At 39.1% G+C, this 22,378-nt stretch carries 24 protein-coding genes and 1 tRNA gene; 14 read left to right on the top strand and 11 right to left on the bottom strand.

The genetic code is table 11. The features are described from left to right. Positions 1-340: 340 nt before the first annotated feature. From ctlX to KMW37_RS10020, 5 genes are all read right to left on the bottom strand, one after another. Positions 341-1,282 (bottom strand): citrulline utilization hydrolase CtlX, encoded by a 942-nt coding sequence (gene ctlX, locus KMW37_RS10040; protein ID WP_215224481.1) that lies wholly within the window; start codon positions 1,280-1,282, stop codon positions 341-343. A gap of 53 nt (positions 1,283-1,335) precedes the next feature. Continuing rightward, positions 1,336-2,253, bottom strand: coding sequence for a hypothetical protein (locus KMW37_RS10035; protein WP_215224480.1), 918 nt, complete (start codon positions 2,251-2,253; stop codon positions 1,336-1,338). A gap of 134 nt (positions 2,254-2,387) precedes the next feature. Next, positions 2,388-4,916: an ATP-dependent Clp protease ATP-binding subunit gene (locus tag KMW37_RS10030; protein WP_215224479.1), complete on the bottom strand. Its 2,529-nt coding sequence runs from the start codon at positions 4,914-4,916 to the stop codon at positions 2,388-2,390. 82 nt (positions 4,917-4,998) lie between these two features. After that, positions 4,999-5,628 (bottom strand): WbqC family protein, encoded by a 630-nt coding sequence (locus KMW37_RS10025; protein ID WP_215224478.1) that lies wholly within the window; start codon positions 5,626-5,628, stop codon positions 4,999-5,001. Between the two features lie 253 nt (positions 5,629-5,881). Beyond that, entirely contained in the window at positions 5,882-6,511 is a 630-nt protein-coding gene (locus KMW37_RS10020; RefSeq protein WP_215224477.1) for an L-threonylcarbamoyladenylate synthase, read from the bottom strand. 182 nt (positions 6,512-6,693) lie between these two features. Here KMW37_RS10020 and mltG point away from each other — a divergent pair, with 182 nt between their 5' ends. The 4 genes from mltG (at position 6,694) to KMW37_RS10000 (ending at position 9,319) form a co-directional block, all read left to right on the top strand. Then, the gene (mltG, locus tag KMW37_RS10015) at positions 6,694-7,740 is read left to right on the top strand and encodes an endolytic transglycosylase MltG (RefSeq protein WP_215224476.1); all 1,047 of its coding nucleotides are present in this window, start codon (positions 6,694-6,696) and stop codon (positions 7,738-7,740) included. A 4-nt stretch (positions 7,741-7,744) separates the two neighbouring features. Next, a complete protein-coding gene (locus tag KMW37_RS10010; RefSeq protein ID WP_215224557.1) occupies positions 7,745-8,149 on the top strand; it encodes an acyl-CoA thioesterase in 405 nt (134 codons plus the stop codon). 13 nt (positions 8,150-8,162) lie between these two features. Then, a complete protein-coding gene (locus tag KMW37_RS10005; protein ID WP_215224475.1) occupies positions 8,163-9,101 on the top strand; it encodes a YihY/virulence factor BrkB family protein in 939 nt (312 codons plus the stop codon). Between the two features lie 133 nt (positions 9,102-9,234). Beyond that, positions 9,235-9,319: transfer RNA gene (locus KMW37_RS10000), tRNA-Ser, on the top strand. Positions 9,320-9,777: 458 nt separating this feature from the next. Here the strand turns inward: KMW37_RS10000 and KMW37_RS09995 are convergent. Together KMW37_RS09995 and KMW37_RS09990 are read right to left on the bottom strand one after the other, a co-directional pair. Then, positions 9,778-10,083: a hypothetical protein gene (locus KMW37_RS09995; protein WP_215224474.1), complete on the bottom strand. Its 306-nt coding sequence runs from the start codon at positions 10,081-10,083 to the stop codon at positions 9,778-9,780. Positions 10,084-10,099: 16 nt separating this feature from the next. Then, positions 10,100-10,486, bottom strand: a complete 387-nt coding sequence (locus tag KMW37_RS09990; RefSeq protein WP_215224473.1) for a helix-turn-helix domain-containing protein — start codon at positions 10,484-10,486, stop codon at positions 10,100-10,102. A gap of 183 nt (positions 10,487-10,669) precedes the next feature. Between KMW37_RS09990 and KMW37_RS09985 the strand changes: the two genes are divergently transcribed. The 7 genes from KMW37_RS09985 (at position 10,670) to KMW37_RS09955 (ending at position 15,804) form a co-directional block, all read left to right on the top strand. Further along, positions 10,670-11,095: a helix-turn-helix transcriptional regulator gene (locus tag KMW37_RS09985; RefSeq protein ID WP_215224472.1), complete on the top strand. Its 426-nt coding sequence runs from the start codon at positions 10,670-10,672 to the stop codon at positions 11,093-11,095. Between the two features lie 246 nt (positions 11,096-11,341). Beyond that, positions 11,342-12,577, top strand: a complete 1,236-nt coding sequence (locus KMW37_RS09980) for a hypothetical protein (protein ID WP_215224471.1) — start codon at positions 11,342-11,344, stop codon at positions 12,575-12,577. Between the two features lie 122 nt (positions 12,578-12,699). Continuing rightward, positions 12,700-13,350 (top strand): hypothetical protein, encoded by a 651-nt coding sequence (locus KMW37_RS09975; protein WP_215224470.1) that lies wholly within the window; start codon positions 12,700-12,702, stop codon positions 13,348-13,350. 192 nt (positions 13,351-13,542) lie between these two features. Continuing rightward, the gene (locus KMW37_RS09970; RefSeq protein WP_215224469.1) at positions 13,543-13,758 is read left to right on the top strand and encodes a helix-turn-helix domain-containing protein; all 216 of its coding nucleotides are present in this window, start codon (positions 13,543-13,545) and stop codon (positions 13,756-13,758) included. Further along, on the top strand, positions 13,755-14,084 hold the full coding sequence (locus KMW37_RS09965; protein WP_215224468.1) for a HipA N-terminal domain-containing protein: 330 nt from the start codon (positions 13,755-13,757) through the stop codon (positions 14,082-14,084). Before KMW37_RS09970 ends, KMW37_RS09965 begins: the two co-directional genes overlap by 4 nt. Then, the gene (locus KMW37_RS09960; RefSeq protein WP_215224467.1) at positions 14,081-15,100 is read left to right on the top strand and encodes a type II toxin-antitoxin system HipA family toxin; all 1,020 of its coding nucleotides are present in this window, start codon (positions 14,081-14,083) and stop codon (positions 15,098-15,100) included. Before KMW37_RS09965 ends, KMW37_RS09960 begins: the two co-directional genes overlap by 4 nt. Positions 15,101-15,258: 158 nt before the next feature. Further along, on the top strand, positions 15,259-15,804 hold the full coding sequence (locus KMW37_RS09955; RefSeq protein WP_215224466.1) for a DinB family protein: 546 nt from the start codon (positions 15,259-15,261) through the stop codon (positions 15,802-15,804). 327 nt (positions 15,805-16,131) lie between these two features. On the opposite strand, the gene KMW37_RS09950 is transcribed toward KMW37_RS09955, so the two are convergent. After that, complete coding sequence (locus KMW37_RS09950; RefSeq protein WP_394369613.1) at positions 16,132-16,785, bottom strand: DUF6266 family protein; 654 nt, start codon at positions 16,783-16,785, stop codon at positions 16,132-16,134. A 558-nt stretch (positions 16,786-17,343) separates the two neighbouring features. Here KMW37_RS09950 and KMW37_RS09945 point away from each other — a divergent pair. Next, positions 17,344-18,426: a serine hydrolase domain-containing protein gene (locus KMW37_RS09945; protein ID WP_215224464.1), complete on the top strand. Its 1,083-nt coding sequence runs from the start codon at positions 17,344-17,346 to the stop codon at positions 18,424-18,426. A gap of 76 nt (positions 18,427-18,502) precedes the next feature. Here the strand turns inward: KMW37_RS09945 and KMW37_RS09940 are convergent, their stop codons facing one another. Further along, positions 18,503-19,840, bottom strand: coding sequence for an insecticidal delta-endotoxin Cry8Ea1 family protein (locus KMW37_RS09940; RefSeq protein WP_215224463.1), 1,338 nt, complete (start codon positions 19,838-19,840; stop codon positions 18,503-18,505). 450 nt (positions 19,841-20,290) lie between these two features. Here KMW37_RS09940 and KMW37_RS09935 point away from each other — a divergent pair, with 450 nt between their 5' ends. After that, on the top strand, positions 20,291-20,629 hold the full coding sequence (locus KMW37_RS09935; protein ID WP_215224462.1) for a rhodanese-like domain-containing protein: 339 nt from the start codon (positions 20,291-20,293) through the stop codon (positions 20,627-20,629). Positions 20,630-20,698: 69 nt separating this feature from the next. Then, positions 20,699-21,004 (top strand): thioredoxin, encoded by a 306-nt coding sequence (trxA, locus tag KMW37_RS09930; protein WP_186754233.1) that lies wholly within the window; start codon positions 20,699-20,701, stop codon positions 21,002-21,004. Positions 21,005-21,294: 290 nt separating this feature from the next. On the opposite strand, the gene KMW37_RS09925 is transcribed toward trxA, so the two are convergent. Further along, a complete protein-coding gene (locus tag KMW37_RS09925) occupies positions 21,295-21,510 on the bottom strand; it encodes a hypothetical protein (RefSeq protein ID WP_215224461.1) in 216 nt (71 codons plus the stop codon). 5 nt (positions 21,511-21,515) lie between these two features. Beyond that, on the bottom strand, positions 21,516-22,346 hold the full coding sequence (locus KMW37_RS09920) for a universal stress protein (RefSeq protein WP_215224460.1): 831 nt from the start codon (positions 22,344-22,346) through the stop codon (positions 21,516-21,518). Between the last annotated feature and the right edge of the window lie 32 nt (positions 22,347-22,378).

Raw genomic sequence — 22,378 nt, 5'->3', positions numbered from 1 at the left:
CCTTTTTTATTTTCTTAACAACCCTTTCATCAAGATGGAGTCATCTATATCCAAAATCATTAATGGCATTTGGTATAACTGTTTTTAATTGTATTGCGAAAGTCGTTAATAAAGGAAGTTAGCTCGCGTCGTGGAACAGCGAGATCCACTTTCTTTTAGGCTGTAGCATTAAAATTAAATTGGAAAACGAAACCTTTTTCATTTGAACTATAGCTTTCATCCAATTTAAAAGTTATACCACTGGCCTAGATTTTTTGTTACTTTTTCATCGATGGAAAAAGTAAAACAAGATTTTTCCCATTTCATTCTTTCGAATAAATTTCCTCAATTAAGAAAGATTCTACTTCTTCACTCGTGGCAAAAAAATCTCCGCCATCATACAGCGGACGCTGCCACCACCCAGCTTTTCTATAGTTGGGATTTCGGGCACAATCAAGTCTGTGTATTTTGTTATAATTTGTTTTTGCCCCGCCTTAAGGCTGTTAAAGGCACTTGCTGACATCACCGTAAAATGTTTTCCATTTCCATTTTTCAGTTCTAACATATTACCCGCAAAGGCATTTTTTTGATGAAGGGTAATAGGAATAATTTTCTTGCCATGCTTTTCCAAACTTTCCTTTACCATCATCTTTTCTGCTTCCCTTTCAATACTATCCAAACAAACCACAGCCATTTTAGTACCTACATGCATCATCACATTGGTATGATAAACCGGTCTCTTTGGGTATTTCAATTGCTGTACGGCATGAAACATCAATACCTGATATCCTTTTAATTGCTGAAAGTAATGCAAGGGCACAGTGTGGGTCCGTTCCGAAGCGCAGGCATAAGCCAATTTATGCTCCCTGTCCAATACCATACTTCCTGTACTTTCCAGGTACTGCCCATCTTCCTCAAAAAATGTCAAATCAACAATCTCCTCAATTTTAAAACCATTTGCTGAGAGCTTATCGACAAGGTCTCTTCGCCTCTCTGACCTTCTAATTGGAGATAACATCGGATAAAGTAAAATACTTCCATCTTCATGTGTGCTGAACCAGTTGTTGGGAAAAACGGCATCTGGTTTAGCTGGTGATGCCGTGTCCTCCAAAACGATAACCCTAACCCCATGTTCACGAAGCATGTCGACCATTCCGTCAAACTCTGTAAGTGCAGCTTTCTGTATAGCGGAATCGCTTCTCTCATCCTGAACTTGATATAAATTATCCTTTGCTGTTTCTGGATTAAAACCAAAAGCAGCAGGCCTTATCATCAAAACCGTGGATGTCACTTGGGAATTCATCAAATCATTTTTTCACAGAGAGTCTAAGTTTCGCCCAGATCACTTCTATTACTTTAGGGCTTTCTATAATATTGATACAATACTGGTTTTATTCCGAACCTTTTTTCACTAAGGGTAAAATAGCTCCCTCCATCTTTTCCAAATGTCAATGCCTCTCCCTGAGGTTCCGGGGAATAGGGCAACTGAACGGGCTTTCGAGAAAGTGCATCAACTAAAGACTCCCCTTCTTTCCTTTCCCAATGGTAAATCACCCAATAATTCTTAATAATGATTTCCTTACCATCTGGAGAAATATCACCACCTACAGACATGGTAATGGGTAATTCAAGCACTTTTTCAAGCTCTGCCTGATCTTTATCCGTCTCTTCGGCCTTTAATCGGTACAGGATATTACTGGAATCCCGTTTACTCACAATATAAACATCCCCATTCCATGGGTCTACCATCAAGGTCTCTGCATCTTTTGGCTCATCGGGATATGTGAGCTCAGTCACCTGGGGCGCTACCTGTACTTTATCATCACCTGGCTGGGGCTCTTCAAACCTTAACAACTTAATGGAAGGATAAACGCCTTTGTTATCACCAATTTCGCCTAAATAAATATAAGACTTTTCATTTTCCTTACCGGGGCCGATTGCAATATCCTCCCAATCCCGATTTTCCATTCCATTGAGCTCAATTTCCCTAACCCTATTGCCCGTACTATCTAACTGATAAACAACTGGCAGACCTCCACTGTCATTATGGGTGTACAGCACATTATCATACTTTCTGGAAAACACCAAGCCGCTAGCCTCATCGATGAGTCCATGATCTACCATACCCATTTCCTTGCCATTGGTATACAAGGAATCCTCAACCTGGGGATTGATTCTTATCTCATATTTTTGAAACACCTTTTCTGAAATCAAATAGGGCATCAGAGACGCCAGAAAAGATAATTTCAACAATAATTGCAATACAAATTTCATAGGCTGCACTTTACAAATTAAAGGCCAAGAAACCCCTCTCCATATTATTTGACCATTAAAATTTGTTAACTTTTATTACGACTCAAAAAAAAAGAGGCCTAAGGTAGGCCTCTTTTAAATCGTCTATTAAAATGTTAATCTGCTTTTTCTTTTTTCTCAACAGTGATGTCCAACTCATCGCCTTTTCCGGAGTAATCAGCTTTGATAACATCTCCATCTGAAAGCTCTCCTCTTAATATCTCCTCTGCGATGGAATCCTCAAGGTATTTCTGAATGGCCCTGTTCAATGGACGTGCACCATATTGTTGATCATATCCTTTGTCAGCCAAGAAATCCTTAGCTTTATCGGTCAGCTCAATATGATAACCCAAATCAGTAATTCTACTGAACAGTTTTTCCAAACTGATATCGATGATCTTATGGATATGCTCCTTGTTCAAGGAATTGAATACCACTACATCATCCAACCTGTTGAGGAATTCAGGACTAAAGGCCTTTTTAAGGGCACTTTGGATAGTAGTTTTCATCACTTCATCCATGTTTTCCTCTTTGGACTTGGAGGCAAAACCAATACCTGCTCCAAAATCCTTCAAATCACGTACACCAATATTGGAGGTCATGATAATTACCGTATTTCTGAAATCTACCCTTCTTCCCAGTCCATCGGTAAGAATACCATCATCCAATACTTGCAATAACAAGTTGAATACGTCTGGGTGAGCTTTTTCGATCTCATCTAGCAATACCACTGAATAAGGTTTTCTTCTCACCTTTTCGGTCAACTGTCCACCTTCTTCATAACCAACATAACCAGGAGGCGCTCCCACTAAGCGGGAAACACTGAATTTCTCCATGTATTCGGACATATCGATTCTTACCAAAGAATCTTCTTTATCGAACAGATAGGTAGCAAGTGTTTTGGCCAACTCCGTTTTACCAACACCAGTTGGTCCCAAGAATATAAACGAACCGATAGGTTTCTTAGGATCTTTCAATCCTACCCTGGTCCTTTGTATCGCTTTGGTCAACTTCTTAATGGCATCCTCCTGACCGATCACCTTACCTTGAAGTTCAGCCCCCATATTAAGTAGCTTGTTACCTTCATTTTGAGCGATACGCTTGGCAGGAATACCTGTCATCATTGCGATCACCTCGGCAACATTATCCTCTTCTACAGTATAACGCTTGGTTTTGCTTTCTTCCTCCCACTTAGCTTTGGCATTTTCCAACTGTTCAAGCAATTTTTTCTCACGATCCCTTAATTGGGCAGCCTCTTCATACTTTTGGCTTTTCACTACCCTGTTTTTCTCTACTTTAATGTTCTCAACTTCTTCCTCCAATTTAAGGATTTCATCAGGAACATGGATATTATTGATGTGAACACGAGCTCCTGCCTCATCCAAGATATCAATGGCCTTATCTGGAAGGAAACGATCAGAGATATATCGGTCAGACAATTTCACACAAGCTTCAATAGCCTCTGGAGTATAGTTCACATTATGATGATCTTCATATTTATCCTTGATATTGTTAAGGATCTGCATGGTTTCCTCAGGTGAAGTAGCATCTACCATTACCATTTGGAATCTCCTTGCCAAGGCACCATCTTTTTCGATGTATTGTCTATATTCATCCAGTGTAGTAGCTCCGATACATTGGATTTCACCCCTGGCCAAAGCTGGCTTGAACATATTAGAAGCATCCAAAGATCCACTGGCACCACCGGCACCGACAATGGTATGCAACTCATCAATGAACAAGATCACATTTGGGGATTTTTCCAGCTCGTTCATAACGGCCTTCATTCTCTCCTCAAACTGACCTCTATATTTGGTGCCCGCCACTAAAGATGCCAGATCCAAAGTTACCACGCGCTTATTGAAAAGCACCCTGGAAACTTTTTTCTGTACAATTCTCAAGGCAAGCCCTTCTGCAATGGCCGTTTTACCCACGCCTGGCTCACCAATAAGTATTGGGTTGTTTTTCTTTCTCCTTGACAAGATCTGAGCGACACGCTCAATTTCTTTTTCTCTACCAATAATAGGGTCAAGTTTATCATCTTCGGCCATACGGGTAAGATCCCTACCGAAATTATCCAAAACTGGTGTCCTGGATTTTTCGGTTGAGCCTTTGCCACCGCCTCCTGAAGACCCACCTGATGATCCGAACAATTTGCTGCTTTCCTCATCTGTATCGTCAGCCTCAGCACCTGAGCGTGGGCTTTGATCAGTTTGGAATTCCAACATTTCTTTTACCGTATCATATGTAGTATCGAATTTATGCAGGATTTGGGTAGCTATATTATCTTCATCCCTTAAGATGGACAGCAACAAATGTTCTGTCCCGATAAGTTGGCTTTTGAATATTTTAGCTTCCAAATAAGTAATTTTAAGCACTTTCTCAGATTGCCTAGTCAAAGGAATATTGGCCAGATTTTTCACATTGTGATTGGCCGTTCCTTTTACTGCACGCTCCACAGAACTGCGAAGCTCATCCAAAGGCACTCCTAATTTCTTCAATATGGAAACAGCGACACCTTCCCCCTCACGGATCATGCCCAGCAAGAGGTGTTCGGTCCCAATGTAATCGTGCCCTAAACGCAAAGCTTCTTCACGACTTAGAGAGATCACCTCCTTGACTCTATTTGAAAATTTTGCTTCCATTTATATCCTTTCTGAATTGTGATGTTTGCTATATCTAATGTTACCGAATTTGTTTTAAAAACACAATCCTTTTAGCGATTGTTCAATTGTTTTTTTTTGATTGTCGGATCAGTTCCAATGAACCCGGCCCTTCACAAAACAACAAATCAATAACACTTAAATTAGGTGCAAAGTCTAGGCCAAATAATTGATTATAAGGCACCGGTGAATAGATATCTCGTGCCTCATATGACTGTTTAGCTACTATTTTGCCCCTCAAGTCTTCCATTTCTGGACATTCCTCATATATCGAGCTAACTTCCACTTTTACCTTAATTTGCAGTAATTTAAGACAAAGTGTCAGCAACCTATGATTCAACTCGAACAAACTGCCAATTTGTTCCTTATATATATCCTCAAAATAGGGATAGAAATATTCAAAATAAGGAGCCTTGCCATATGCGCTTTTAATCCCCCTTAAATGAATATTTTGCCATTTTTGCCGATAATCAATTTTGACCTTGTTGTATTTCACTTTTTTATTCCCACCAATGACGGGAATACTCAAGGTCTCCACTTTATTGGACAGGTTAATTGCTGCCCTATTTCTATAAGTTTGCTTTTGGTAGTTCCCTTCTTTCTCCAAGACTATCTTATCATAACCTTCAATCGCTGCAAAAAATTCTATTGGTGGCAGATAAAATAAATCAACTAACAATTCTCTCTTTTCCATGCCCAAAAATAAACATTTGAGCCTTATTGCCTACGCTGAACTTCTTTTACCTTAAACTATCCTATGGAATTTTGTGCTTTTACTATTAAGAGTTCTCCTCCTTATACAATACTGATTAGAGAATAATGAAAGAATGTCACCCTGAGCGGAGTCGAAGGGAAATTTATCGCCTCGACTTAACCTCATGGTTAGACAGGCCCGCTCGGCCTGACATATATTTTAATTTCCTTAACTAATCTGCAATAATTTAAGGCTAAAGTACCTCTTCAATATCCCCTAATCCTTCACGAAGAACTTCTATCTCTCCTCCTGTACAATCAACGACAGTTGAGGCAACATTGTTTCCATATCCCCCATCTATCACCACATCTACCAGATCACGGTATTTCTCATAGATCAATTCCGGATCAGTGCTGTACTCCAAGACATCGTCTTCATCCCTTATAGAAGTTGTCACGATGGGCTGTCCCAGCTCTTTCACCAATATACGAGGAATACTATTGTCTGGGATTCTGATCCCCACTGTCTTTTTCTTGCTGTGCAACAGCTTGGGCACCTTATTGTTTGCTTCCAGAATAAAAGTATAGGGACCTGGCAAAGCCTTTTTCATCAACTTAAAAACAGGAGTGCTCAATACCCTTGTATATTCCGAAATACCACTCAAATCATGGCAGATAAAGGAAAAGTTCTGCTTTTGGGGTTTAACCCCCTTGATCAAACATATCCGCTCAATGGCCTTGGAATTATGAATATCGCAGCCCATTCCATAAATAGTATCGGTCGGATAAATAACAATCCCACCCTGTCTCAGGACATCCACTACACGGTTGATCTGGCGTTGATTGGGGTTTTCAGGGTATATTTTAATAAATTCTGCTGCCATAAAAGTTTCATTTTAATACCGAAAAGTAATCATTAACAGTCAAATAACCATTCATTTCGACCATTCTATAACAAAGCTACGACCTATTCTTCCAAAATGTAAGCGAAGTCCAGGATAAGGCAGGGTTTAATTTAATTTAACTATTTTTGCCCAAGCAAATTTCTGAGTCGTATTATAAACTTATGATCACCAAAAAAAACCAAAAATATTTTATGATAGGCATGGTGGCCTTTTCCGTAATGGTTTCCTCCTTTGTCTTTTATTTCTATCAGGTGTTTTTCAGCCCAAACACCCTGACAGAATCAGAGCAGCCTGTCGCATTTAGAATCCACTCAAACGCTAATTTTAGACAAGTTTCAGACAGTTTGACCGAAAAAAACATTATTACGGATGTAATATCTTTCAGTTTTGTGGCCAAAATCATGAAGTACCAGGAAAATGTAAAACCCGGACTCTATGCCATCAAGCCCAAAATGTCCAATAAAGACCTGGTAAGCTTACTAAGATCTGGAAGTCAAACCCCTGTACAGCTCACCTTCAACAATATCAGGACCAAAGAAGATCTTTCAGAAAAGATCACCAGCAACCTAGAAATCAAGAACGAACAATTTTTACACCTATTGGAAGACAGTCTTTATATCAGGAAGTTCAAATTTGAGGAAGAGACGATCATGAGCATGTTCATCCCGAACACTTATGAAGTCTATTGGAATATAAGCCCAGAACAGCTCTTTGACCGCATGTATAGGGAATATAATAAATTCTGGAATGACGAACGTAAGGAAAAAGCCCGAGTACTCGGCATGACCCCTGAAGAAGTTTCTACCTTGGCATCCATAGTACAAGCAGAAACTGCCAAAAGAGATGAGCGCCCTAAAGTGGCAGGGGTTTATATTAACCGATTGGAAAGGAACATCCCCCTACAGGCCGATCCTACCCTAGTCTTTGCACTGGGAGACTTCAACATCAAAAGAGTACTTAATGTACACAAGGAAATAGAAAGCCCCTATAATACTTATAAGTATGCCGGCTTACCTCCAGGCCCTATCAACCTGCCTGAAATCTCTTCCTTGGACGCTGTGCTCAATTACCAAAAGCATAATTATATTTATTTCTGTGCCAAAGAGGATTTTTCAGGATACCATGTATTCTCCACCAACCTTAGGGACCATCTGAACCAGGCACGCAAATACCAAAGTGCCTTAAATGCTGCCAATATCTATCAATAAGCCTATGTTTACCGCCAAAACTCAAGTTCGTGTAAGATATGCTGAAACCGACCAAATGGGCTATGTCTATTATGGTAATTATGCCATGTATTTTGAAGTGGCCCGGGTGGAAGCGCTTAGAAATATTGGATTTAGCTATAAAAAAATGGAGGATGAGGGTGTCATGATGCCTGTGCTGGAAAGTTATAGCAAGTATTTAAAGCCTGGCAAATACGATGAATTGCTGACTATAAGCACCACGATAGCCAAGCTGCCTGGAGTAAAGATCCGGTTTGACTATGAAATCCATAACGAAAAAAATGAGCTTATTCATTTGGGACATACTATTTTGACCTTCTTGAAAAAAGACAGTCATCGACCGTGCAGACCTCCACAGGATTTACTAGATTTATTAAAGACTTACTTTTAGCAAATAAGCACTGATGGTCAAAAAGAAAGTGCATAGCCTTTTACAGAAACTGGATAAGCAGGCCCAAAAACTGCGCAGGGTTCACCTGAGAAATCCAGACCAGAATCTCTATGATGTAGGCAGGATATTTATCCACCAACTCCACAAGGATGAAATTGATGACAGGGCAAATGCTGTAGCCTTCAACTTTACGGTAGCATTATTTCCATTGATGCTATTCCTGTTGAACTTACTCCCTTTTATCGAGATATTTTTTCCGGAAATCACCCCGGAAAACATTATGATTTTCATCAAAGAGGTCATGCCTGCTCCTTTATACGAAGGAACGGAAGCTACCATTCTGGATATCATCAACAGGCCCAGGCAGGGCATGCTTTCCTTTGGTTTCTTTTTAGCCCTTTACTTGGCTACAAATGGGGTTGCTTCGCTAATGAGCGCCTTTAATGCCTGCTACCGAACAAAGGAAAATAGGAGCTTTTTCCAAACGCGTGCCATAGCTGTGGGCATCATCGTATTTCTGGTTTTGGATATCTGCGTGGCTGTTTTGGTAATGATATTTGGCAATAAAATGCTGACCCTACTCACGGATTACGGAGTAGTTTCCAATAATATCCTTTACTATCTGGTAGCCACCTTGAGATTTACGGTATTATTGATCCTATTTATGTCCGCCACTGCTTTTATTTTCAGGATTGCACCAGCCGTACATGACAAATGGCATTTCTTCTCCATAGGCTCCCTTACGGCCGGCTTATTGATCACATTGGGCTTTTTCTTATTCTCCTATTACCTGATCAACTTTGCGTCTTATAACAAACTCTATGGATCAATAGGTACCATGATAGCCCTGATGCTTTGGTTGCTGATTACTTCGTATATCATCTTGATCTGTTTTGAAATCAATGTCAGTTTGGACAAGGCCGCACAGCGTAAACATATTGCCAAAATTTAGTCATCATATAATCAGTCAGTTAAGATTTTTATACGAATTTTATTCAGCAAAGTATTGTACATATCAAACTTAGTGGTACCTTTGCAAACCGTAAGACAAACATAAACGTCTTCAAATAATACGCATCAGACCCAGAGGAGTGGCAGAGTGGTCGAATGCGGCGGTCTTGAAAACCGTTGTACCGCGAGGTACCGGGGGTTCGAATCCCTCCTCCTCTGCAAAAGAAAGCCCTTTCGCAATAGCGAAAGGGCTTTTTGCTTTTCAGGGGGCTCGAGCTTGCTCGATAGTCACTTGAAAAGTAAAAAGCGGAATGAACGAAGTGAATAGGCTTTCTTTTGCAACTCCCCATAAGGGGATCGACGAAGTCAATCCTTCCTCTGCTCTTAAAAGCTATCCACCTAGGCGGATAGCTTTTTTCGTTTGGAGTCGTCGGGGCTGCCCTGCAAGCTGGCCCCTCGTTAAAACAGTCCACCTGACCGTTTCATAACACTCGGTCCTCTCCTCCTCTGCAAAAGGAAACCTTTTCGCAATAGTGAAACTAATTTGAAACCCATTTTTAAGACTTTAAACTTTCATAAAAATTGGACGCTCAATGCAAAACCGTAAACAGAGGGGGAAATGATGATATTATTCCTAGGAGATTGCGTAGGGAGCTGAAATATGATAAAAGGAATTTTCAAACCCTATGTGGGGATTGACATAAGCTCTTATAACACTCCTCCGCCAATTCCCTCAGCTCTTCACCTAAGCTGGAAATAGGATAATCTAGGCATCTATTCATAAAGCTCATATAAGTATCTAAAAAATCATTCTCCAGATGCGCTGGTACTTCCATCAGCCGCTTGACCAAATCCATAATACCTAGATGATGGCGATGGCCGGCATCCAGATCTAAAATATCCAAGCCTTTTATCAGCTGGTTATGCTTAAGGTCTTGGAGGATCAGTTCTCTGATAAGCTCGTCTTTTTGAATATTGATCATAATGCTCTGGTTAAGTTTAAACAATAGCCTCCTTTATCAGGCTTTTTAAAGTATCATTGCTGTCTTTGAGTTCTCGGAGTATCTCCAGTAAGGCATCAAACTGCTTGCTATCCATTTGAACTTTTCTTTTTCCGCATTCATCAAAATACTCAATCAGTTGCCCTGGCCTAATGGTCAAAATATGAATGGGATCAACCTGCACATAATCAGCATATCTTTTAATCAACTCCACGGTGATTTTGGTTTCTCCACGTTCATACTTGGTATAAGCGGCCTCGCTGATTCCTAAATGAAAAGCGAGCTCCATGGCCTTAAGACTCCTCAGTTTTCTAAAGGTCATCATATTATGTCCTATCGACTGATTATCGAGGAGCGCTTCTTTAAATTGGCTTGGATCACTCATATCTACATTATTTAGGAAAGGATCATTACTATAATTACAATTTCCTCACCCTCCCATTTCTAAACTATTCCTCCAGGAATAAAATATTCCAAGATGCTCGTACCCCCCCATTTATAAAAACACATTTCCCAAATTCCACCAATTTCCTTAACTTGTCTTTTAGTTTTTTAATAGCCAGGACTTATGAGCAATTCAGCAGCAAAAAATATCCATCAGGGACGAAATATCAAACGCTTTAGGGAAATGCTGGGCATCAAGCAGGACGCCTTGGCCCACGAACTGGGAGAAGACTGGTCCCAAAAGAAAATCAGCCTACTAGAGCAAAAAGAGAGTATAGAGGAAAATATCCTAAAGCAGGTAGCTGAAATCCTTCATATTCCTGTTGAGGCGATACAGAATTTTGATGAAGAGCAGGCGGTGAATGTTATATCTAACACATTTTCAAGTCATGATACTTCAACATTAAACGCCGTAAATCCTAACTGTACCTTTAATCCGATTGATAAAATCGTCCAGTTGTATGATGAAAAGATCGCACTGTATGAACGAATGCTAAAGGAGAAGGATGAGATGATGGTGAGGTTGGAACGATTGATTAGTAAAGAATAACTTTGCCAACTCATTTTTTATCCCAAATACAAAATGGATTTCAAACCAATAAGAAATAAAATCCGAAAATTCTCCTATGATTCGCTAGTACTTTTATTGCTGGATATACTCAAAGAATACGAGTCGTCCAATCGCCCCAAACCTTTCTGGTACGGATTGTTGCTATTAAAATGGACAATGGAATTTGCTGGCAAGGCTTATCCCTCCAAAAAAGCCACAAAGAACGATATTATTAAACTTTTCAAGATGCTTGAAAAATTGGAAATGTCCCACGATACTTTCAATTTAACTAAGAATGGCAAGGTTGTAAGTAAGACCTTTACTATCTTATCAGCACAACAATTTTATTATCAAGAGGTAGCTTGGTGGGATTCTCTCGCAAGACAAAAGATACTGTTTTGCGATCTTCATCACAAACATGATATTGCCGAAAAGTTCAAGGAACTTATAGGGATACCCATCGATATATTTTTAGACATTTTACAGCTATTCTTACTTGCTGTATTCCATAAAGACTTCACCAATAACACCCAATTGAATCTGAATCTAAACACTTCACTTGCCTTTATAGAAGACCTTTACGGTAACAAAATACGGAGTAAGGTAGAAGATATTCTGACTGTCTCAAGGGAAAGCATCTTTGATATATTAAACGAAGACAAGCGTCTAGTCAGGAATTACAATTTACAGGTTTTTGAATCTTCCTTTTTTGCACGAAAGCCTTTTTTATTATTTCAGGGCAAAATTCATCTTCCCCATAAGGCGATTATGAATAATACTATTAACCATTATATCTATGAATTCATGAAGCACAAAGACCCTGATTTTTCAACGGAGTTAGGAAGTCGATTTGAAAAATATGTCCAAATAGGCCTTAATGAAATTAACATAGAATATAAGACCGAAAATGATCTCAGAAAAACACTTGGAAAAAAGCATAATGTTGTTGATTTCATTATCGAAGATGAAATACTTGTAGAGGTCAAAGCAATTGAACTAAAACCTTATGCATCCCTTAACCCTACAAATGAAATACTTGGAAATGAGTTGAGGAAAACCATAGTAAAAGCTTATTCAAATCAAATTCTTAAAGTTGCTAATGCTATTCATCAGCCCAACAAAGAATATTTTGGGATCATCATCACTTATAAGAATTTATATTTGGGCAATTCATTATCAATGTGGCAACAATTTTTGGAAGAAGAGACAAACAATCAAGGTTTAAACCCACAAACCGTTAGTCTTGTACCAATAGAAAACCTGTTCTTTATGGACTTAAGAACTTGGGATAAAATCATCCAAATTATAAAAGACAAAGGTATTTCGCTTAAGGATATTCTTATTAAAGCTAGGAATACAGATACCTCCCCTGAGAATAGCAAATTCTTTTTTGATATGCATCTTGACGAATACGATATTGGGATTAATAACCTCTCTTACCTTTTAAAGGCCAGAGACGAGATATTTAGCACTATTAAATAAATTAGTCCCTAACTTATAGAGTAGCATAAAGCTTAAAAATGTATATATTATTCTCGTACCGCATTTTTTAGAATGAATTTTTATGAAAAATTATCCCCATGTTTCATCTAAACTTTTAAGCTATGCTAGTGATCAATAATTTCAATACAGGTAATAATAGTCGGACCATTATTGCCGATCAGGTCTTTGCCTCAGATGAGGAGATCTATATTCCCTCACTCCTCTCCCAATCCGAGAAAGAAAATTTACCTACTTTCTTTACCCATTTTTTCACGCAACAATATCCCTTACCAGAAGCCAGGGCTGCTTTGGGTGCCTTATCCATCAAAATTATTCATGGGGGACTGGTTACTTATTGGGAGTCTGTAAGTCATGCATTTACTTTTAAGCAGGATTTCGCCAAGCTGATTGAGGCAGCCTTTCTGATTTCACAGGAAAACCACCCCCAGTTGAAGGTGAAAACCATCTCTAAATCCAATCTTGTCCCCAAAGCAGTTTTAAAAAAGAGCAGACAGCTTTCTCATATCCTGCCCTATTTACCCTATTCCACTGACCCGAAAGATTCCTTGGATCCAATCCTTAACCTAAAGATGCTTTTTCTCGACCCCAAACCTAAAAAACTGCTCACTGTATTGAATGAATGGAGCCTTTGCACATTAGGGGACCTAAAGCCTTCCTATGAGCTCAAAAGCGACCATTATTTTTATGATATGGTATTTCATCTGGTTTTGGATGCTTGCCATTTGATTTATGTGAGAAGTGAGGATAAATAATAATATCCCCTTTCTTAATTGAATATATCAATCGACAATTATCAAAACACATCTTATTTTTCACATTATATTATGAAAAATACTAACCTATCCCTTAAAATCATTAGGATATACATCGGTTTTCATACTATAATGTGATTTATATTGATTTACAATTGACTTTTTGCTATTTTTATCAAAAATCACATTATAATGACAATTAATGAGATAGGAAATAGCATTAGGGAGCGTCGCAAAATGTTGGGCATCACCCAACCAGATCTCGCGGAAATGGCCCAAATAAGCATCAACACCCTATACAAAATCGAAAGAGGTGAGGCAAACCCTTCGGTAAGGGTCTTAAACAAAATTGCCAATATCCTGGGACTGGAAATTTCAATCGCTGTCAAAAAAGTAACTGATCGATGAAAAGGGCCAAGGTATTAAGAAACGGAGAATTGGTAGGCTGGCTGACCAAAGAAAGCCCTGAAAAGTACACCTTTTCATATGACCAGACCTGGTTTGATGATCCCCAAAAACCTGCGCTTAGCCTTACTTTGCCCAAAACCCAAAAAGATTATCGATCAGAACACCTATTTCCTGTCTTTTTCAATATGCTTTCAGAAGGAGTAAACTTAAAGCTGCAAGCCCGTCAATACCAGGTTGATGAATCCGATTACTTTGGACTTTTATTGCGCACCGCTGACAAAGAAACCATTGGTCCCATCACTGTCAAAGCCATAGATAAACTATGATCAAGATCACCAACTGCCCTGGCACACTAGCACCCGATCACGAGACTTATAGTACTCGATGTATCAGGCATATGTTTGAGGGTAAAAAAACAAGCCATTTTCTACCCTACCAGAGTCATCAATCCAATAATGATCAGGAAATGGCAGCTTTGATGGATAACCGGAAACGGATATCCATTTCCGGAGTCCAGGAAAAATTATCTGTTATTTGGGATAAAGGGGTTATCCGCTTGACCAAAGCAGGTGAACAGGGCACTTATATTCTTAAACCAATCCCTAGGGATTTGGAAAGGGTGGACCAGGTTCCCGCAAATGAACACCTGACCATGCAGATCGCCAAGCAAGTGTATGGATTGACAACCGCCGAAAACGCCTTGATATTTTTTAAAAATGGAGAACCCGCTTATCTCACCAAAAGGTTTGATGTATTAAAAAACGGAAGAAAATTAGGGATCGAGGATTTTGCCACACTAGCGGGTAAAACAAAGGAAACCGATGGTGATGAATTCAAATACAATTACAGCTATGAGGGTATTGGAGACCTCATTAAACAATATGCCGCTGCTGCTCCCATTGCCTTGGAAAACTTCTATAAATTGGTACTGTTCAATTTCCTATTTTCCAATGGAGATGCCCACCTGAAAAACTTTAGCCTTTTAGAAACCCCTGCAGGAGATTACCAATTGAGTCCTGCCTATGACCTTACAAATTCCCGACTCCATGTAAAAGACCCAGAACTCGCTTTAAAAGATGGGCTTTTCAAAAACGATTATGTGACCGAAAGCTATAACGCCAATGGGTTTTATGCGTACGATGATTTCCTTGAATTTGGAATAAAGTTAGGAATTCTAAAGACAAGGTTACTGAAGATTTTAGGGGATTTCAAAACTGAACACAAAGAGGTTAAAGATTTAATTTCCAGAAGTTTTCTGAGTGAAGAAGCAAAAAAAATCTATTTACAAACCTATCAAAATCGATTAAACTCCCTCAATTACTCATTTAACAACAAAATCTGACAGTTCACCCCATTCTCTTCAACTCACTTACTTAAATCCGCATCTTGGGATTGTAGCCTGCGAACTCGAGTTGATTTTTAATCATTACTCTAAAAATCAACCGATCCATTTTCTTTTAATTGACCAAGATATTCTGATAGTATTTTTTAATTTTAAGCATGGAGAATGTACGTGATTTAAACCAGTTGAAATTCCCTATTGGCAATTTTGAGAAAAAAGAATCCTATTCACATGATGAATGGATGGAACTTATAAGGATCAATGAATCAGCACCCGGCCGGTACAGGAAAATAGTCGAAAAACTGAAACCTGAAGACCTGAACAAAACTTACCGTGAAGGGAGCTGGGATATCCAGCAACTAATCCATCATGTTGCGGATATCCAATTGCTTCATTTTTTGAGGATGAAAAAAGCATTGACAGAGCCAAATTACAATGAAGTGACGCTTATTGATATGGATGGCTGGGCCGGAACCGCTGATGGAACCAAAGCGCCTGTTGAAGATTCATTGATGATGTTTGAAGGAGCAAATAAAAGATATGTATTTCTTCTCAGATCATTGGACGATGCGGCCTTGAAAATCCAGTATTTTCATCCAGTACGGAAATTCACCATCAACCAAGCACAGGCCATAGCGATGTCTGCATGGCATGTAAACCACCACCTTGCCCATATAAAAATAGCTTTGGGAGAATCACTTTAAATTTGGTATATGTGAGAAGTGAGATGCAGTAGAAATAGTCCCTTGTCTAATTGAATATCTCAAACGACAATCATTAAAACACCTCACTGTTTTTCATATTATATTATGAAAAACATAGAAGGATTGATGAGATAATCAATTTCATAACTCCATTTTCACACCATAATGTGATTTATATTGATTTTTAATTTATATTCTTAACCCGCCTTTGCAACGTGGTTTGCTAAATAAAAGCAGTTGTAATGCGGCCATTGACGGAAAGAAAAGTTGAAAACGCCAAGAGTTAGAGTTTTTCTTGCAAACGAGGCTTTGGGCCTCTCACTGCTTTTACACCAGACCTAAATATTGGCTATCAGAAAATTCCCGGGTCTTGCTTCGGCGGCTATAGTGATGAAAGCTGATATAGGCATGTAATTTCCCTTCCTGCTCCTTACCCCGAAAGACCTTGACTTCCTGTTGTGCTTTAGATCTAGAGCCACCTTCCAGGACATATTGCACCCTTTGGTTTTCGATATTGTAGAGGACTAGCATTGCCTGATCAAAATGTCCGGCGCTGCCTTCACCAATGTTGTTTTCCCATGAAAAACGTACATGTTCATCATCCAGCCAGCCCACTTGGGCATTTTTCGACCCGGTCAGTGGGCCCATGCTGAGCTTTACCTGGGCTGGGACTAGTTGCAGGGGATCCACTCCTCCACCATAAAAGGCATTTTTCACCGCATGCCCCATGGCTGCGTTCATCCCCGTGCGCATGCCTTTACGGAAAGCCTGAAAACCAAATTCTACGGGTACTTTCAAGGGCCTGAGAAAATGGGAGGCTATGCCGAATTTGTTCCTGTAAAGTTGCTGGATTGGGGAAGGGTCGCCGATTTTGGGATCATCATTATGCTGGCGGACATAAGTCTCCCCGTTTACTTCATAGAAAATAACTCCCCCTATTTTCCCCTTAATTTTGCTGAGTATTCCATCTGCCTTTGCCATCATCAAAAAGGTTTAAAAGTAATACTTGGCTAATAACAATCACCTATAAGTTAAGTAATTACCCTATAGCAGTCAAGTATTTGCCTTTACCTCTCCAAGAATTAACCAAGGAACAATTCCAAATTATCTTCGGATTTTACTCGGATATTACCGAGCTTGATCCGAAGGTGATCCGAGAGTGATCCCTGAGTAATCCGAAGAATATTTTGATTTCCCTAATCCTAACCTGCACTCATAGTGAGGACATTTATAAAATATGGTGTCGAATACGCAAAGATTTAATAGGGCTATCTTATAAGTCAAAACGTCTCCGATCGTCAGCCGGGCAGGCTATGACGAGCAATTAACTAGAGAGATCCCCTCACCGCGTCGAGTGACTCTGATTTGATACTCACGTCATCAAGAATAAAACATTACCTGAATAAAATGTAGAAAGAGCAATAAAGGAAAAGTAGTATTGAATTTGGTTACCTGCTACATTGCAGATACTCAATTTATTTTTTATTAATTTGAAGCTGAAAATAAGCCTGATACTTTTCAACTTTTATCTATTTATAAATGAAAATACACGCATTTGCATTATCCTTTTTCCTAATCATTAATACTGGTTTTGGCCAACAACTGAACCCATTATCCCTACCTACAGATGAACAACTTCAGCTAATTTCAACATGTGCCCAGAAACTCCCAGATCAAGCACAACTATCTATAGCAATTATCAAAGATGGAGAGGTGAATTTTTATGGGGTTAAAAAGGAGGATGATTCACTTACCCCCATCGACAATGCCCAAAAAGTTTTTGAAATAGGATCCATCACCAAAGTCTTCACCGCTACCTTGCTTGCCAACCAGATACTGGACAACAAGGTAAAACTGGACGACGATATCAATGATCACCTGGACTATTCCTTAAAAGACAATACCAAGATCACATTCGAACAGTTAGCCACACACACTTCAGGATTGCCCAGAGTGCCCATTATCTTGAGTTCTCCTACATTGAACTTGGAGAATCCTTACAAAGACTATGATGAAAATAAATTAAGAATATACCTCACTGAAAAACTAAAACTGGATACTACTCCAGGAGAAAAGTCTTCCTATTCCAATTTGGGCTTTGGTCTTTTAGGCTATTTGGAAGGCTTGGTAGAAAACAGCAGCTATGAGGATTTACTCCAAAATCAAATATTCTCCAAGTATCACATGACCAACTCCACTACAAACCGCAATGCCGTCCAGCATATTTTAGTAAGGGGACTAAATGATGATGGCCAAGAAGTTCCCAACTGGGACATGGCAGTGCATATGGGAGCTGGCGGAATCTTATCCACCGTTGAGGACCTTTCAAAATTTGCCATCGCCCAATTTGACAATAATAATAAGGAACTAAATTTGACCAGACAGGCCCATTTCAAAATCGAAGACAACTATTCCATTGGCCTGGCATGGGGACTGATAAAAGTAGCATCTGGTGAAGTGTGGAATTGGCACAATGGCGGAACTGGAGGATACACTTCTTCTATGATCATTAACACCCATACGAAAAATGGAATTATCATCTTATCGAATATATCCGCTTTAGGGAATCTGACCAGTAATATTGGTGACCTATCCCATGAATTGATGAAAACATTGGAATAAAACAATTTACTATTTAACAAAAAAGCCCCAGGCATACCCCAGGGCTTTACTTACCATCCAACTAAATCTATAAATCTTAACTCACTGTTTCCACTGAAGGAAAGACATAAGTGGTCATCTTCTCCAAATAGGGAAGGGAATTTTCATTAGGATTTCCTAACCAATCAGTAAGCTGATTGACAACTTGCTCCGTGTGATAATTTGCAGCCCTTCTGGCCTTGGTACCACAACTCTCCCCATTTTTTGTATTATAATACCTTCCGGACACATAACCCGTTTCATCATCACACCATTTACAACCAGGCGTACTTACGCACATATTACCCTGACAATCCACAAATGGATTACTAAACACCCTGATCTTTGCCTTTCTATCGCTGATGACTGCATTAAAAGTATCTGAAATATGTGTATGATATTCCTTGGCCTTGGAATGCAAAGTAACGGAGTAGCTTGACTCATTAGGATCAAAATTTTTCGGGTCCACCAAGGCCAGTTCCTGAAGTATTATCAAATGGAAGGCCGCTGCTGTCTGAAAAGTTTGCAAGGATTTCCTTTTATAACTTTCAGACATAAGTAATGCTATCACTTTGGTGTAAAAGTCAGGTAAAAAGTCCGTAATGCGCTTGGTCAAATCTTTTCGATCCTCCTTGGAAGATAAATCTGAGGCATCTTTCAAATCTTGATACTCTCCCATCATAAAACCAATGAACCCACTTATTCCTGCATTGATTTTTTCAATCTCATTGGTATGGATTTCTTCCCTAACCACCTTTTTGACCTCATCAATCATCTTTTTAGAATCACTTTTGGCTCCAAATATCTCCTGCATTACAAAACTCAGGATCATGGAACCAATCTGACCGCCAATGGCACCAGCTGCACTGGAAAATAATTTCTTGATCAGTGTTTTGGCAAAATCTGAGCCTCCCGTTAACATTTGGGTACTTGGCATCTCAGGCAAAGCTGGTTTCAGATGAACCACATTTCCATTATCAATCATAACGGCATCAAAGAAATAAATGATTTCTGCCTTATTGGTTTTCCTTACCAAAACACCTGTGTTCGCCTTAAAATTTAAATAGGGGGCTTTAAGGAAAGTAAAAAAATCACTTTCTATTTTTTCATCCTCCAATAAGGGCACATACCTTTCAACTTCATCAAGCGCACAATTTTTAGAGGCCTCAAGTATTTTGGTTTGGACCTTATTAATGGCATAAAAGTCGTCTTCTGATGCCAGCGGAATATTGTTAGCAGCTGGATGCTGAAGGATATGCTCCACTTGTTTCGATACAAACTCTGCTAAGTCTTCCTCCGATGCCTCCTCATAGATTCTTTTAAATATTAAGGCCGTCTTTTCTTTTAGGAATTGCTCCTTTTCGTTGATTAAGATGTTTTTAAATAAAAAATTCATAGTTTAAATAATTTTTAGTGATAATAAGGAGGTAAAAGTACACATCAACAAACAATAAAAAACGGGTAAAAACACCTGATTTCAATCCGGATTATTCATTAGTGATCGTAGTGAGGACTGAAAATCCTAGAAAATCAGACTGTTTGGAAACTGAGGCATCCTCTGCTGCTGATCAGCCCGTAACAGATAAGCCAATGCATATTCCCGACTTAAGATCAAACAATAAACACTATTCGCTGTGCAATAACGAAAAGCCCCTACGCTTAAGCATCATAACCAACTTTTAAACTGGTATAATTAATTCAAAAACTAGTTGAAAGCCTCTAAGAAACCTATCCCCAGTCAAATTGGTTTTAAAAGGGATGATATAACAATTTATTCCCTATGTGACATTAATTACTGAAAAGCGACTGACCACAAAGTAGTTTTGTATCAAAAATTGAAATAAATATGCTATTCGATATCTTTAAAAAACAAGAAAAAAACTACACTGACCTAAAAGCAGAAGCCTTCAAAGAGGGCATGCAGCATAAAGATGCGGTCATTATTGATGTAAGGTCCTCTGGGGAGTTTAGATCTGGAAAAATCAAAGGGGCCCGCAATATCAATTTGATGTCTGCCGACTTTATGGAGCAAATCAAACACCTCCCCAAAGACAAGGAGTATTATCTCTATTGTCGCAGTGGAAACAGAAGTGGCAGTGCCGCCAGTGTAATGGACAAACAAGGCTTTACCAAGGTCTTCAACCTAGTTGGAGGCATAGGCAGATGGCCTTATGAAGTGGAATAAAAAATTTAAATTTGAAATAAAAAAAGCAGTATGGCATAATGCATGTTATTGCTTTAAAACTTATAAGATATGGCTGAAAAAAAATCCTTTGACACCCTGATTGCTGGAGACCAACCCGTATTAGTGGATTTCTATGCCACTTGGTGTGGACCTTGCAAAGCCTTGCATCCGATTCTTGAGGATACTGCCAAGCATTTTGGGAGTATGGTGAAAATCATCAAGGTTGATGTGGATAAAAATCCCGCTGCAGCACAAAAATTTCAAGTGCGCGGTGTTCCTACACTCTTGCTTTTCAAGAATGGCAAAATGCTATGGAGACAGTCAGGTGTAGTACCAGGACCACAACTTCAGCAAATCATCCAACAACATGTTTAACCCAAATTATGCAATAGAATTCGTAGTGAGGTTTGAAAGTGCAAAAAAATCAGACTGTTTGGAGACTGAGGCATAGCACCGCTATGGTAAAGTCGAAAACAGTAGCTTTGCGACTGATTTTGAAGCAATTTTAAACCGTAATAGATGTACTATTTCATATTTTGGGTTTAAAGTCTAGTAGAAACAGGTTACTGTTACAAAGTTGTATTAAACACCCATATATCATAAGTGTCCCCTATTTTTTGGGGACACTTTATATTTATAGACTATCAATTTCCTCTAAACCTCTTTTATTTTTTATGCGGATGCTCCTCTATATGGTGCTTGAGGAGTTGTTTTAAACTGTTGAGGTAATCAGAGAAGTTCTTGGTATCCATTTTGGCATTCATCTCCGCCGAAATGGTAATAGGGTTTTCATCCAAATATTGATAAAGCTCCGGATAATCCTGCTCAATCTTCAAGGTAAGGTCATTGATTTCTTTGGTAAGCTCTTGTAGTCGTTTCATAAAATTCAACTGTTTAAATTGACACTTAAAACGGGGATACCTGAATGATTTACCAAGTGCTCGGTAATACTAGGTGAAATCATTTTCATAAAACCTGATTTGCCATGTGTTGCCAAGGCGATTACATCAGTGGACATGGATTCCGCAAATTTTTGAATCCCTCTTTCTTCATTAAACGCATCAAAAACATTTAAGGTACATCCTATGTTTGGGCATTCCGCTTTAAAGGCTTCCATGAGGGCCAGTGCTACATCGGTTTCCTTAAAACCAAAAGGGGTATTTATATATAATAAATGAATATCAGCTCCCATCAAATTGGCAAATTCAGCTATTTTTCGAAAAGGTCCCTGCACATCTTCCTCAAAACTTGAAGCAAAGACCAAATTTTTCACCACTAACTTTTGGATGTCCTCCTTAACCACCAAAACCGGAGCTTTAGAATGGCGCACCACTTTTTGCGTATTGCTACCAATGAAATCTTTTATACCAGATGTCCCATGGGAGCCCATTACGATAAAATCATATTTGTTTTCTGCTATTTGCCGATCTATTTCAGACCTCCCCTTATCGAACAATAGCAAAGTATCTGCTTGCAAGCCTAACTTTTCCGCTTTCGCCTGTAGGGCATTCAAATCACTTTTTGCGTGGGCTATCTGAGCTCTGATTTCCGGATAAAGATCCTCTTTCTCCAGAGGGAGCTTCACCCAGTCCACCCCAGTTGCCATGATATGCATAAAGTGAATCTCTGCCTTAGCCTTTTCCGCAATTTCAAGGCCTATCCTTTCTGCTGTCCTCGCACAGTCAGAAAAATCCGTAGGAACCAATATCTTTTTCATGATTAGCCTTATTTTGATATCCAATAAATCTT

This window comes from Echinicola shivajiensis, from assembly GCF_018642165.1.
GTDB lineage: Bacteria > Bacteroidota > Bacteroidia > Cytophagales > Cyclobacteriaceae > Echinicola > Echinicola shivajiensis.
The sequence above is the reverse complement of the archived record's forward strand: the minus strand, read 5'-3'. Positions and strand labels throughout refer to the sequence as shown.

Coding starts and splice junctions, on each gene's coding strand:
- ctlX (WP_215224481.1), bottom strand. CDS start 1,282: ATGAATTCCCAAGTGACATCCACGGTTTTGATGATAAGGCCTGCTGCT.
- KMW37_RS10035 (WP_215224480.1), bottom strand. CDS start 2,253: ATGAAATTTGTATTGCAATTATTGTTGAAATTATCTTTTCTGGCGTCT.
- KMW37_RS10030 (WP_215224479.1), bottom strand. CDS start 4,916: ATGGAAGCAAAATTTTCAAATAGAGTCAAGGAGGTGATCTCTCTAAGT.
- KMW37_RS10025 (WP_215224478.1), bottom strand. CDS start 5,628: ATGGAAAAGAGAGAATTGTTAGTTGATTTATTTTATCTGCCACCAATA.
- KMW37_RS10020 (WP_215224477.1), bottom strand. CDS start 6,511: ATGGCAGCAGAATTTATTAAAATATACCCTGAAAACCCCAATCAACGC.
- mltG (WP_215224476.1), top strand. CDS start 6,694: ATGATCACCAAAAAAAACCAAAAATATTTTATGATAGGCATGGTGGCC.
- KMW37_RS10010 (WP_215224557.1), top strand. CDS start 7,745: ATGTTTACCGCCAAAACTCAAGTTCGTGTAAGATATGCTGAAACCGAC.
- KMW37_RS10005 (WP_215224475.1), top strand. CDS start 8,163: ATGGTCAAAAAGAAAGTGCATAGCCTTTTACAGAAACTGGATAAGCAG.
- KMW37_RS09995 (WP_215224474.1), bottom strand. CDS start 10,083: ATGATCAATATTCAAAAAGACGAGCTTATCAGAGAACTGATCCTCCAA.
- KMW37_RS09990 (WP_215224473.1), bottom strand. CDS start 10,486: ATGAGTGATCCAAGCCAATTTAAAGAAGCGCTCCTCGATAATCAGTCG.
- KMW37_RS09985 (WP_215224472.1), top strand. CDS start 10,670: ATGAGCAATTCAGCAGCAAAAAATATCCATCAGGGACGAAATATCAAA.
- KMW37_RS09980 (WP_215224471.1), top strand. CDS start 11,342: ATGCTTGAAAAATTGGAAATGTCCCACGATACTTTCAATTTAACTAAG.
- KMW37_RS09975 (WP_215224470.1), top strand. CDS start 12,700: ATGCTAGTGATCAATAATTTCAATACAGGTAATAATAGTCGGACCATT.
- KMW37_RS09970 (WP_215224469.1), top strand. CDS start 13,543: ATGACAATTAATGAGATAGGAAATAGCATTAGGGAGCGTCGCAAAATG.
- KMW37_RS09965 (WP_215224468.1), top strand. CDS start 13,755: ATGAAAAGGGCCAAGGTATTAAGAAACGGAGAATTGGTAGGCTGGCTG.
- KMW37_RS09960 (WP_215224467.1), top strand. CDS start 14,081: ATGATCAAGATCACCAACTGCCCTGGCACACTAGCACCCGATCACGAG.
- KMW37_RS09955 (WP_215224466.1), top strand. CDS start 15,259: ATGGAGAATGTACGTGATTTAAACCAGTTGAAATTCCCTATTGGCAAT.
- KMW37_RS09950 (WP_394369613.1), bottom strand. CDS start 16,785: ATGGCAAAGGCAGATGGAATACTCAGCAAAATTAAGGGGAAAATAGGG.
- KMW37_RS09945 (WP_215224464.1), top strand. CDS start 17,344: ATGAAAATACACGCATTTGCATTATCCTTTTTCCTAATCATTAATACT.
- KMW37_RS09940 (WP_215224463.1), bottom strand. CDS start 19,840: ATGAATTTTTTATTTAAAAACATCTTAATCAACGAAAAGGAGCAATTC.
- KMW37_RS09935 (WP_215224462.1), top strand. CDS start 20,291: ATGCTATTCGATATCTTTAAAAAACAAGAAAAAAACTACACTGACCTA.
- trxA (WP_186754233.1), top strand. CDS start 20,699: ATGGCTGAAAAAAAATCCTTTGACACCCTGATTGCTGGAGACCAACCC.
- KMW37_RS09925 (WP_215224461.1), bottom strand. CDS start 21,510: ATGAAACGACTACAAGAGCTTACCAAAGAAATCAATGACCTTACCTTG.
- KMW37_RS09920 (WP_215224460.1), bottom strand. CDS start 22,346: ATGAAAAAGATATTGGTTCCTACGGATTTTTCTGACTGTGCGAGGACA.